Consider the following 12,267-nt stretch of genomic DNA (forward strand, 5'->3'; position numbering starts at 1 on the left):
TAACAAACAATAAAGCCATTACAAATGAAGACTATTACAATCGCAATGCTTATGCTATTTTCAGTAAGTATGTTTGCACAAACTAATACAGAGTTAAAAAAACACTACGAAGCTTATTATAAGCAGATGAAAAAGCAAGGTGATGTACAAGGTATAATTAATGCCATGACGCATCTAGACGTTTTAGAACCTTCCGTAGCTCGTAAAGATACATTAGCATACATCTACCTTTCTGAAGGACAACACATGCAAGCCCTAAACACTATTGGAGTAGAAAAAAATGCAACAGATTCTGATTTGAATGTTGAAGTAAAAGCTTTAGCTCTAAAAAATCTTAACCAACCCAAGATGGCTTTAGAACATTTTGAAGTGCTTTACAAACGCAGCCCAAATGTATATTTGGCGTACGAAATGGCAGATATGAAAATTCAGACGAAAGATTTGGCTGGTGCTAAATTAAATATTGATTATGCTATGGCAAATGTAACTGACGACATGAAACGTGCCTTTTACGATCAACAACAACCTTATGAAACGTCTATGAAAGCCGCTTTAATGTATCTTAATGGACTATTAAAGTTTTCAGAAAACAAAACCGCTAATATTGATATTGCTTTAAAATTTATGAACGATGCTTTAGCCATTGATCCTAATTTTAATTTAGCAAAGATTAGTAGAGAAGCTTTAGAAGCCCAAAAAGCCTCTGCAGCAGCTAAAAATAAAGGCTAAGAAATTAACATTAGATAAAAAAAATGCAGCTCAATGGGCTGCATTTTTTTATCTATTTTTCTGGCTGAATTTTGCCATAAACATCACTTTCTAATTTTTCATTAATCATGTAATTAAGATTAGAAAACGCAATAAACACTTCTTTTATCCCTTTTAATTTATCTTTTCTAGAGATATTATCTAATGTTAAGCTTTCGTTTAATTTTAAAAGTGTAGTTTCAATAATTGCATTTCGAGAAGTAATATGGTTTGTAGCTAACTCTTTTGGCATTTGAGTCTTAAATTCTTCAATAAACTTCTTCAGCAATTCTTTTTCACCATTAAAAAACGAAAAATCGGCTTTCTTTAAATAGTTGATTTGCATGGCTAATTCGTGATACCTTTCCCATGTAACTATGGCTTTTTCACTTTCTGGGCTAAGCACATAATCCTTATAATCTATACCCTCAATAGTTTTTGCTGTTATAGGTGCATTTTGCTCCTTGTTTTCAGTTATCTTAACATCATTTGTATTATTATCATCACCGCAATTCGCTAATACAACACAGCTTAAAAATAAAAGGACAAATTTAATTTTCATAAGTATTTACTAATTTGAATGTAAATATACTAAACTATCCTTTTTCAGGCTTTAGTATATGCTTTTGAAGCTAAATTGAAATATTCGTAAAAAACAGTCTTTTTTCTGAAAATTTTAATATTACCAAGTATTAATTCTTATTACTTTTGACGATAATTTAAAAAGAACAGATGTCTTCAAAAATATTAATCATAGGTGCCTGTGGGCAAATAGGGACAGAACTAACAACCAAGTTAAGAGAAATCCATGGTACAGATAACGTTATTGCTAGCGATATTAATACACGTAAATTAGAGTTAGTAAACGCTGGACCCTTTGTAATTTTAGATGCTAAAAACTTTAATGCCATCAAAGATTGCTGCATTAACCATAATATAGACACTATTTACCTTATGGCAGCTTTACTAAGCGCTACTGGTGAAAAATACCCAATGGAAGCTTGGGATCTAAACATGAATTCATTATTTCATGTGCTTAACCTAGCCAAATCTGGACATATTAAAAAAGTATTTTGGCCAAGTAGTATTGCTGTTTTTGGACCAACTACTCCAAATCAAAACACACCTCAACACACCATTTGCGAACCAACAACCGTTTATGGTATAACCAAGCAAGTTGGAGAACGATGGTGTGAATATTACTATAACAAATATGATGTAGATGTAAGAAGCATTCGCTATCCAGGTATTATTAGCCATAAAGCGATGCCTGGAGGTGGTACTACAGATTATGCGGTAGAAATTTATCACGAAGCTATAAAAGAAGGCAAATACGAGAGCTTTTTATCAGAAGACACTAATTTACCTATGATGTTTATGGATGATGCCATAAAAGCGACCACAGAACTTATGGCAGCTCCTTCTGAGAACTTAACTATAAGATCATCCTACAATTTGTCAGCTATCAGTTTTACCCCAAAAGAAATAGCTGAAAGTATCAAAGCAGAAATGCCTGAGTTTAAAATTTCTTATAACCCAGACTTTAGACAGGCCATTGCAGATAGCTGGCCATCGTCTATAGATGATAGCGTAGCGCGAAAAGACTGGAACTGGTCCCACGATTTTGATCTTAAAAAAATGACTTCTGAAATGTTGACGCAGTTGAAGAAGAAATATCAGTCATAGTACCTATTTCGTATATAGATATAAAAAAAAGCAAGAGAAAACTAACTCTTGCTTTTTTGTTCTACATGATTTAATACTATGAAGTCTTAATCTGTAGTAGTTTTTAGCATACTCTTATAAACAATTCCTTTAGAAGATTCTAACTCCACGCCAAGCAAATAAGCCGATAACGTAGGTATATCCTCCATTTGTATTTCAGGAAAAACTATGCCTTTTTTAAAATCAGGACCAAAAGCTACAAAACCAGTTTGAATATTTTTAGTGTCTGGATATTGACCATGCTTTCCTCCATGTGCCGTTTTAATCAACTCTCCTTCTCTATCATTATTAAAGCTAAAACCATCATTTGCAGTCAAAGCCAATACAGCATTTGGATTAGCTCCTCTTGAAGTCATATCATCCCTTGAAATAATTCGAAACGCTTTTTTAACACTAAATGGTAAACCTTCGAGTTTCTCTACAATTTTTTCCATTGTTTTTGTATCGTTTTTATCCTTCATATGCAAGAATGCCGAACCGCCAGTACTTAGAAAGAATGTATCTTTATCAAGTAAACCTAATTCTTTTAACCACAGATTGGGAGCAATACTAGAATGTACCGTGTAGAAACCATGATCTCCAGTGATGATAATATTTGTTTGCTCTAAAATGTCCGCTTTTTTTAAGGCATCAATTATAGTACTAACAGCTTGGTCTGCACCAGCAATTGCCTTTTGGACACCAACTCCGTCACGTCCATTTCTATGCTGTGCACCATCGGTATTTGGTAAATGAATCGTTAACAAATTAGGCGTATAGGTTCTAATTATATAACTAGCTATACGACCCAAATTTTGATCCATACTTAAGGAACTTAAGTTATAGTCATCTACTTCTAAATTACCTGTAGCATTGCTTATTACCTCTTCAAACAAACCTTTAGGAGTTGCATATTTTTGAGTTGCACCACGACGATCTCTTGGGTTATCAAATGACCATATTTCTGGTATATTATAATCTATTACTGCTGCATTTACAGTAATAGGCCAAGAAACAGAAGCCGTTTTTAGTCCAGTATCTTTTGCCGCTTCCCATAAGGTTTTAGCTTTTACGGAACTAAAATCATAATACCAATTACCCGGAGTACCTTCTTCTGATACTTTAGTGTTGTAATATATACCATGTTCATCAGGACCGACACCTGTTATTAAAGTCGTATGTGACGGATATGTAACTGTTGGAAAAATACCATTTACACCTTGTGAAGCAATTCCATTGTTTGCTAAATCTTGAATATTGGGTGCTGGCCATTGCTCTTGCAAATAGAAGTCTGGTCTAAAACCATCGATACTTATAATAACTAAGTGTTTCGCTTCTTGCGCAACGATGAGGTTCAACCCAAAACACGATACTATTACGACAAAAATATTTTTAAATAACTGTTTCATTATATAGTATTAATTAAAAGGCAACACATGGTTTGACGTTTTATTTTGAACTAATACGCGATTCATATCGTAAAGCATAGTAACATTTCCTGTAGTTTCATCCACAATAAAATCATCTAAACCTAAATCTAAAGGAATAAAACTAGGTATCACAGGTAAGGTAAATTCAGCAGAAATATTAGAGTTGTTTAACTGCTCAGTTTGAGACACTGGAAACTTTATACCTAAATCGTTAGAACGTCTACCTTCACTAATAAAAACCTCTTGACGCATTAAATAAATAAGGTACAATACATCATCTACATTTTCTGAAGCATCAATATCAGTATGAGTAACACTTGTACCAGAAACAGTATAAACAGGAATTAAGCCTTCTTGTCTATCTAGGACATAACCTGATTGAAATTCTTGTCCACTTTCAAAACTAACCTCAACGGCTGTCGTTGGATAATCCTGTCTATTAGTACCATTTCTCAATTCCTCGCTATCATCTAAATACATTATTGGCCTAGAATTTATAACGTTATCTATAAGGTTATTTAATGTAGATTTAGCCATTTCTAAATTATTTTCTGCAGTATAAGCTTCCGCCAAAATTAAATAGGCCTCTTCCACTTTGGCTAGGGATAAAGATTTTTGATCTTCTGAAGCCGTTCCTAAATCAAAGAATTTAGGATCTAAAAAGTCTAACCTTGGAAGTGGCGCAAATCTGTTTTCGCTAGCCGTAAAGGTGGCATTCTGAATTTCGTTAGGGACACCATTTGTTCCATCGAATTCTACGATAAACAATAAGCTATTATTACTAATTACAGTTTGAGCTAAAGATTTTGCGTTAGCTCTATCTCCTAAACCACGGTATACTCTAGATTTTAATAACTGGTAGGCTAAAATGGTTTCAGCGTCACTTTCGTTTTCAATAGCAAGGTCTAAGTAACCTAAGCTAGCTTCTAATAATTCGCTTGAAGTAAAAGCTTCACTATTGCTATTCATAGGAAGACCTGTGAAATTCTCACCAGATAATATTAAAGCGTAAGCTTTAGCAAAATAAGCATAAGACCATTGTTGCGTAGTAGCATCTGGATCACTAGGCAATACCGTTTCTAAAGCATATTCTGCCATTTCTCTCAAGGCTCCAATTTCAACTTGCATACTATTCCCATCGATATCTGTATAATCAATTTGAGGAATATCATAGACTTTATTATAAAGCGTATAGTTGTTAAAATAATTATCTGATACCATTTCAGAATTGATAACGATATCATTCATGGTTAAGGCAAGTTGCCTTTTAATACCCATTATCCAACTCGTTGCTGAATTGTTGTTTTCTAGGAAATCCTCTTCTGTAACATTAGGGTTATCGACACAAGACGTAAATGTCAGAAGCAAAACCGCTAAATATATATAAGTTTTTTTCATGATTTTTTTGTTTTTAGAAATTTATATTTAATGAGGTTAAAAATTCTCTAGGCGCAGAGTACGTAGCATAAGAAATACCACCAGTAGAAGCCCCTCCTTGCCCCGTTGCTGAACCACTAATTGTGGCTTCAGGATCAAATGACGATGCCGTAAAATTGAGTGGATTATTCACACTAAAACCAATTAGTACAGATTTAATAGTTTTGGTGTTTTTAGGGATATAATTGTAATTTATTCCCATTGTTCTAATTTTTATAAAATCTGTCTTCTCTGTAAATAAATTTGTAAAATTCAACCAATTTGAAGTTCCGTTAGCTTCGACCTCAGCAGCTGGTACAATATCATCTGAAGCACCATATAGAAATCTAAACTGTTGATCAAAACTATTGGCATAAGCACCTTTTTGGTAATTACCATTTGCAAAGAAACTGAAGTTTTTATAAGAGAAGTTCACCCCTAGATTACCAAATAAATCTGGGATAGTAGTCCCTAAATAAGATTGTGCTGTAGTAGATTCCAAAACGCCATTTTCGTCAAAGGTTCCATAGTTTCCTCTGATATAGCCGATAGGGTAACCCTCCTCTACAACAGTTTGAATCGTTCTGGCACTAAATCCGTTAATATTAAAAGGCGCCACGCCACCAGAGTCCACCACTAAGTTATCTAAAGTGTTTATAGACACATTAAATGATAGTGTTACATTTTCGGTTTGAATAGGAATAAAGTTGGCGTTTATTTCCCAACCTTTATTTTCTATTTCTCCAATATTGTATAATTGACTACTTGCATAGCCACTAGATGGTGTTGGTGGTAAATAGAATAAAGCATCTTTAGTATTGGCGTTATAATAGCCTACTGATAAGTTGACTCTGTTATTAAATAATGCTGCATCCACACCTACTTCAAACGTTCTTGTTTTTTCAGGTTTTAAATCCGGATTTCCAGATTGTCCAAAAAATGCAGCTTGTTCCCCTAAAAAGCCATCAAAATCTATGGTTCTTTCGTTTACAAAAGCAGGAGGTAAATTACCTGCAACACCATAATTCCCTCTTAATCTTAAAGAATTAATAGCCGTTGCATTTTCTAACCAAGGCTCTGAACTCAACAAATAAGAAACACCTGCTTTAGGGTAGTATTGCGTCCCAATATTATCACCAAAAGACGGGTTACGATCCCCTCGAATACCTAAGTCAAAAAACAATTTATCTTTAAAGCCAATATTTTCTTGAAAATAAAACCCATAATTAAGAACTTCTACCAAATATTCTTCACTCGTTTTTATAGCGGCATCGCTAATAGTTTCAGCTCCGTCTCTAATATTTGTTCCTACGTATTGAATTTGATGATCCGAGTTTCTGAATAATTGACCACCCATGGTTGAGATAAATGAAAATTTACCTGTCTCAAATTTATGTTGCGCACTTAATTCTAGTGTAATACCAAAGTATTTACGTTCTATATTGGCAATACTCCCCTCGTCTGTAACATTAGTTTGAGTGGTATGTGATAAGTACTCGTTGGTTTGAATGGTTTGATCGTTTTGAACTCTATAATCAATACCTCCAACGAATTTAGTTTCAAAATTATTCGTCGGCTTAAAAGCGAAACTTTGAGACGTTGTAAATCTATTAATAGAGATTTCGTTGTTTTGTAATTCTTCCGCCGTTTTCACAAAATCATTTATGTCGTTAAACTCGGCATCACTAAGATCATCTAACCTATTATTAAAACCTTTTAAAACAGACGCTCCACTTTCTGCAAACCACAAACCTGTATAACCTCCTTGGTTACCATTTCGGTTTCTATTATATACGTTATTCACATAAATAAAGGAACTATTATACGTTACTTTCTCTCCTAATTTTGCTTTAAAACCAGTACTAAAATCTACTTTTCTATTCGCATTATTATCCGCTATCTGAGCACCAGTATTGTCTAAAAAATTTCCAGAAAAACTATAACCAAAACCTTCAGAGTTACCACCACTAATACTTAAGTTATATTTTTGGTAAGTTCCTGTGTGAAATAATAAGTCTTTAGTGCGATCAAAATAGAGAAAATCTGTAGTTGGTGCTACAATTCCCATTTGCGTTGAAGCTGTAATTTGTGTACCTCTAGAAGTACCTTTTTTTGTAAAAATTTGAATCACTCCATTTGCGGCATCTGAGCCGTATAATGTTGTTGCGGCTCCACCATTAATATATTCAATACGCTCTATATTATCCATAGGAATATCGGCTATAGAACTCATAGCAGCACCTTGTGCACTACCACCTCCTAAAGCACTAGTGGTGTTTAAGTTATCCATACGCACACCATCTATATAAAATACTGGTGTGGAACTCAAAAAAGCAGAATTAATACCTCTAGATCTAATAAGTGTTGTTGCTCCCGATTGACCGCCTGTAAAGTTGATCTGGGTATTAGGCAATTTGGTTGCAATCAATTGGTCTATACGTTGGGATGGTAAACCTGCTAAATCTTCGGCTTTAAGAACTTCAACGTTGTTAGATAATCGTTTTCGCTGTACACTTGCTCCTTGTCCTGTAATAACAACTTCGTTCAATGCTGCAAAGTGAGGTTTTAAATTCACTATAATTTCTAATTGACCATCTAAAGGAAAATCGACGTCTTCGTATCCGATATAAGTAATTTTTAACATTTTAGTATCCGCAGGAACGGTAATTGTAAACTGGCCGTCATAATCCGTTACAGCACCAATATTATACGCTGTAGCGTAGATATTAGCTCCTAACACAGGTGTATTAGTCTCGTCGTACACCACGCCTTTTATGGTGATATTCTCTTGATTAATCTTAGAAACTGTTTGGGTTATCGGCTTAACTAAAATGCCATTATCAGTAATTTTAAAATCGATTGGCGATTTTTGCTTTAACGTCCTTAACACTATTTCTAAAGGTTGATTATTGACGTTTAAATCAACTTTTGTGTTTTGATAAAGTGCGTTAGAAATATAAATAAATTTTAAATCCGTTTGTTTTTCAATTAAATTAAACACCTGAATTAAAGATGCTTTTTTTAACTGTAAATTAATAGTGTTAGTATTAATATAATATCGCTCAGTGTTGCGTGTTGGATGTGTACTTCCGTAAACATTTAATAAACATGCCAAGATGATGACAGTACTTAATATGAATTTTTGGTGTTTCATAAAGTTGTGATTTTTTTATTGTTTGGTTGTGTTTGATATAATCTTAAGGGATTAAAAGCATAAGCTAATATTGCTATATAGTGCATCGTTCTACTTTAGCTTGCTAACATTAGAGCTGATATGCCTGAGAGCTAAACCAATATGATTCTCTACTGTTTTAGGGCTTATGTCTAATAGTTCTGATATTTCTTTGTATTTAAAACCGTCAATTCTGCTCATTTCAAAAATTTGACGGGTACGTTTTGGTATGGATTCTAAAACATTTTTAATGACATTTTTATTAATTTCTTTTTGTTCGTTAGCAATGATTTCATCCTCTATACTCGGATATAGGCTACTGCTATTTAACTGGTCGTCGTTTTGTAGTGGTCTTGTTTGGTAATTGTTCTTAATTCTTAGGAGATCGTTTTTTAGTATCGCATAGATGTATGATTTTGGATTTTTAATTTTATTAAGCTGGTCTCTATTAGACCATAATTTGATGAAAACATCGTCTACTTTTTCCTCTATGATATGAATGTTAGACTCGAACAAAACACCAAATCTGCACAGTTTGTCATAATATTTTTTAAAAAACACATCGAGTGCCTTGGTATTACCCTCTTGAATTTGTTCAAATAGAAAAAGGTCTTCGCTTGGGGTTACTGAATGACGAATGCTTTTAATCTTCATGATTTTGAGTTATTAGATATTCGTTATGACTCACCTTCTTTATTTCAACATCTGCTATAAATTTTATTGAGTTTATAAACTCATCAATGTTTTGTTCTTTAAAAGCACCCGTAATCTTTTTTTGCTTAATTTTTTCATCAATAATCCTGAAGCTTACTCCGTAATAATTATTTATTTTATAGAGTGCGTCTTTGAATATTAAATTATCGAGAATTAACATATTATCTTTCCAGGCTAAAGCTTTGGTGATACTGAAGTTTCTTTTAGTAACCTCTGAAGTTTTGGTGTTATATATAAGCTCTTCTTTTGGTAATAAATTAAGACTGTTTTGAGAGGTCTTAATTAATACATTAACCTTACCTCTTTCTAATGATACAGACTTATTATCTAAGACGGTATTAACGTTAAAAGCGGTTCCTAAGACGGTAATGTTTAAATCCTCTGTCTGTACAACAAATGGAATTTTTTCATTATGAGTGACATCAAAATAAGCCTCTCCTTTAATGTAAACCCGACGCTTAGTATTAAAATCTGAATTGTATTGAATTTCGCTAGACGCATTTAAAATAACCAAACTGCTATCAGGAAGATATACGGTTTGTCGCTGACCCTTACTTGTAGTGACTTGGTTTCTATAGCTTAACTCATCTGAATGCGAAAAATAACCATAGGCTATAAATATTAAAGTAATTGCAGCCAAACTATATACAACACGATGAATTACTTTTCTATTTCGTTTTATAGGTCTTGGTACAGCCTTAGGCTTTAATTGTATTTCTTTTTGCTCTTGATACGCTTTTAAGCTAGCAGGATAGTTATCCCAAATTAATTTATAATTTTCGTAAGTTGCTTTTAATTCATGATCTAAAGTCAGCTCTATTTCAAATATAGCTCTAGCGGCAGTAGATAATTCTTGTGCCAAATAACGAACACATTTTCTCTCATTTTTAGTCATATTAATCATGGAGTAATCCCTTTTACTACTATGAGTAGAAAATTAGAAAATACCCTCAGTGATTAACATCAAGAGATTGACAAGGAATTATTAAGTAAATGTTAATAGTAAATAGAAGGTTATTGGAGCATTATATGGTAAAAAAACAGTGAAGAGCAAATGGTTTGCAGATGATATATTATTTAAGAATAAATAAGACAATTAGCTAAAGTAGCGAGAACAAAAAAAAGCAATCACTATTTTAGTGTTTTCACACTAAATAATGATTGCCTGATAAACCCCTATTTTCCCCCTAAAAAGTCCTTACCATTTAGCCTTTTAAAAATATAGAACTATTAAGCATTCTATCTTTTTTAAACTGAGTCAAAAGTCATTAATATTAATTAAATCACCTAAATTAAGACAGGTAGTCAGAGGGTAGTTTAAAGAAAAAAACACATTACAGTATTACCCTACAAGGTAGTCTTACCATTAAACACCTGTTTACATGACACTTAATATTGACTTTAAAATTTGAAGCAGATTTACCACTTTAAACACTAATATCTAGAATTAAAAAAAAGACCTCTAAAAACAAGAATACAGCTACCTTCCAATCTTTTTTATAGGTTTGAAATGACAGAATTTTCGTAAATAGACTATATATTTGCAGTCCATCTCCAAAAAATCATTCAAATTGTTACGTTATATTCCCCTAATATTATCGTTTATATTATTACCTATTAACAGTAAAAATGATCAAAATTATAGTCAAGATAATCAACAAGATGTCTCTAAAGAAGAGCTATCAGAAGTTGACCAACGCCTACTAAGGTGTGAACACATTATCTATAACCCCAAGTCATCCAATAAAGAAATTTATAAAGCTTATTTAGAAAAATGCCATATCTATAAAGGCTTATTTAACTATACTCAAGCTTTAGAAAACTTAGAACTAGCCAAAAAAGTAGGCCTATTAACAGACGAAAAAGAAAAAGTAGACATAGAATACAAAGTAGAACGCCTATTTATACATTTTGATTTACTTGAATTTGATAAGGTTATCGAAATGATGCCTTCAATTTCTGAAGAAGATATAACCTACCTTGATGTAGAAAAGCAAGGTTTTTATTATTCTGCTTTGGCCTATATGGATATTCGCCAAGAACGGTACATAGAGGGTGATCGGTATTTAAATAAAGCTTTAGTACTTTTAGAAGAAAGCGCACCAAAACATCTACCACTAGTTTATAGAAAAAAAATAAGCATGTACAAAAAACAAGGACTACATGATAAGGTTCTTGAAAGTTTTGAGAAAGGCTTGTATTATGCCGAAAAATATAAAGTAGACATCTATTTAATAGCAATGTATGACGACATTTCTTATTACTATTCTGAAATAGGAGACTTTGAAAACGCCCTTAAAGCAACACGTAAAGTTAGAACAATAGGTACCAAATTTAATGGAAATAATAAAAGTGGAAGACTTCAACTATTAGAAAGAAAACTACAAGAACAAAGAGCTCAACGTGAAATTGACAAACAAAATAAAATCCGAAAAATCTATATAGTACTTATCTCTACCCTTGTAGTTGGCTTATCGTTATTATTTTATTTTCTTAAAGTCGCAAAACGCCAACGTAAACTTGTTGAATTAGAAAATAATACGATTCGCAATCACTTAGAACGTGTTACCCAAGAGTTAAATGAATCTGGGCAAAATAAAATAGACCTAGACAACTACGACTTAACCGATAGGCAAAATGAAATTATAGCATTAGTAAAGCAAGGCAAAACAAATAAAGAGATTGGAGCCGAGTTATTCATTTCTGAAAATACCGTAAAGTATCACCTTAAAATTATTTACGAAACTCTAAAGATTGGTAAACGTACAGATCTTTAACAGTCCTAATATAACAAAATCAAAACCTTTGATTCAATAAATTAGATTATAAGAGGACATCTTTTCTTACTCCACTTATCATAAGGGCGTCAGTGTTAATATTAAAAACACGTACCTAAAAAGCCACCACCAAGGTTTAAATAAAAGTGGGTACCTTTTTAAAATTAATGGACACCTTTTTAGACACCTTTTTTTATGGTGACAGGTACCTGGATAAAAAAACTAAAGTCATTTAAAGAATATAAAAATGGGTCATTGCTAAAAGTTGTGTGTGATGATTAAAAAAAGATTCTGATTTTTGTAAAAA

General features: G+C 32.7%; 9 protein-coding genes. 3 read left to right on the forward strand and 6 right to left on the reverse strand.

Features of this window, described 5'->3' with window-relative positions; genetic code table 11:
* The first annotated feature begins 24 nt into the window (after positions 1 to 24).
* The gene (locus ABD730_RS17035; protein WP_334466049.1) at positions 25 to 729 is read left to right on the forward strand and encodes a hypothetical protein; all 705 of its coding nucleotides are present in this window, start codon (positions 25 to 27) and stop codon (positions 727 to 729) included.
* 52 nt (positions 730 to 781) lie between these two features.
* Here the strand turns inward: ABD730_RS17035 and ABD730_RS17040 are convergent, their stop codons facing one another.
* Positions 782 to 1,309, reverse strand: coding sequence for a hypothetical protein (locus ABD730_RS17040; protein ID WP_334466050.1), 528 nt, complete (start codon positions 1,307 to 1,309; stop codon positions 782 to 784).
* Positions 1,310 to 1,479: 170 nt separating this feature from the next.
* Between ABD730_RS17040 and ABD730_RS17045 the strand changes: the two genes are divergently transcribed.
* Positions 1,480 to 2,433 (forward strand): NAD-dependent epimerase/dehydratase family protein, encoded by a 954-nt coding sequence (locus tag ABD730_RS17045; protein WP_334466052.1) that lies wholly within the window; start codon positions 1,480 to 1,482, stop codon positions 2,431 to 2,433.
* Positions 2,434 to 2,519: 86 nt separating this feature from the next.
* Here ABD730_RS17045 and ABD730_RS17050 read toward each other — a convergent pair whose 3' ends face one another.
* The 5 genes from ABD730_RS17050 to ABD730_RS17070 form a co-directional block, all read right to left on the reverse strand.
* A complete protein-coding gene (locus ABD730_RS17050; RefSeq protein WP_344716094.1) occupies positions 2,520 to 3,860 on the reverse strand; it encodes an alkaline phosphatase family protein in 1,341 nt (446 codons plus the stop codon).
* Between the two features lie 9 nt (positions 3,861 to 3,869).
* The gene (locus tag ABD730_RS17055; protein WP_344716095.1) at positions 3,870 to 5,279 is read right to left on the reverse strand and encodes a RagB/SusD family nutrient uptake outer membrane protein; all 1,410 of its coding nucleotides are present in this window, start codon (positions 5,277 to 5,279) and stop codon (positions 3,870 to 3,872) included.
* A gap of 13 nt (positions 5,280 to 5,292) precedes the next feature.
* On the reverse strand, positions 5,293 to 8,451 hold the full coding sequence (locus ABD730_RS17060; RefSeq protein WP_344716096.1) for a SusC/RagA family TonB-linked outer membrane protein: 3,159 nt from the start codon (positions 8,449 to 8,451) through the stop codon (positions 5,293 to 5,295).
* Between the two features lie 90 nt (positions 8,452 to 8,541).
* Positions 8,542 to 9,123 carry an RNA polymerase sigma factor gene (locus tag ABD730_RS17065; protein ID WP_344716098.1) on the reverse strand — a complete coding sequence of 194 codons (582 nt, stop codon included), beginning with the start codon at positions 9,121 to 9,123 and terminating at the stop codon, positions 8,542 to 8,544.
* Positions 9,113 to 10,087 (reverse strand): FecR family protein, encoded by a 975-nt coding sequence (locus tag ABD730_RS17070; RefSeq protein WP_344716099.1) that lies wholly within the window; start codon positions 10,085 to 10,087, stop codon positions 9,113 to 9,115. Before ABD730_RS17070 ends, ABD730_RS17065 begins: the two co-directional genes overlap by 11 nt.
* A 667-nt stretch (positions 10,088 to 10,754) precedes the next feature.
* Here ABD730_RS17070 and ABD730_RS17075 point away from each other — a divergent pair.
* Entirely contained in the window at positions 10,755 to 11,960 is a 1,206-nt protein-coding gene (locus ABD730_RS17075; RefSeq protein WP_334466068.1) for a helix-turn-helix transcriptional regulator, read from the forward strand.
* Positions 11,961 to 12,267: the final 307 nt, after the last annotated feature.

This window comes from Winogradskyella damuponensis, from assembly GCF_039538385.1.
In the GTDB taxonomy this organism is placed as follows: Bacteria; Bacteroidota; Bacteroidia; order Flavobacteriales; family Flavobacteriaceae; genus Winogradskyella; species Winogradskyella damuponensis.

Excerpts from the sequence above, each read along its gene's own strand:
- ABD730_RS17035 (WP_334466049.1), top strand. The coding sequence starts at position 25 with ATGAAGACTATTACAATCGCAATGCTTATGCTATTTTCAGTAAGTATG.
- ABD730_RS17040 (WP_334466050.1), bottom strand. The coding sequence starts at position 1,309 with ATGAAAATTAAATTTGTCCTTTTATTTTTAAGCTGTGTTGTATTAGCG.
- ABD730_RS17045 (WP_334466052.1), top strand. The coding sequence starts at position 1,480 with ATGTCTTCAAAAATATTAATCATAGGTGCCTGTGGGCAAATAGGGACA.
- ABD730_RS17050 (WP_344716094.1), bottom strand. The coding sequence starts at position 3,860 with ATGAAACAGTTATTTAAAAATATTTTTGTCGTAATAGTATCGTGTTTT.
- ABD730_RS17055 (WP_344716095.1), bottom strand. The coding sequence starts at position 5,279 with ATGAAAAAAACTTATATATATTTAGCGGTTTTGCTTCTGACATTTACG.
- ABD730_RS17060 (WP_344716096.1), bottom strand. The coding sequence starts at position 8,451 with ATGAAACACCAAAAATTCATATTAAGTACTGTCATCATCTTGGCATGT.
- ABD730_RS17065 (WP_344716098.1), bottom strand. The coding sequence starts at position 9,123 with ATGAAGATTAAAAGCATTCGTCATTCAGTAACCCCAAGCGAAGACCTT.
- ABD730_RS17070 (WP_344716099.1), bottom strand. The coding sequence starts at position 10,087 with ATGATTAATATGACTAAAAATGAGAGAAAATGTGTTCGTTATTTGGCA.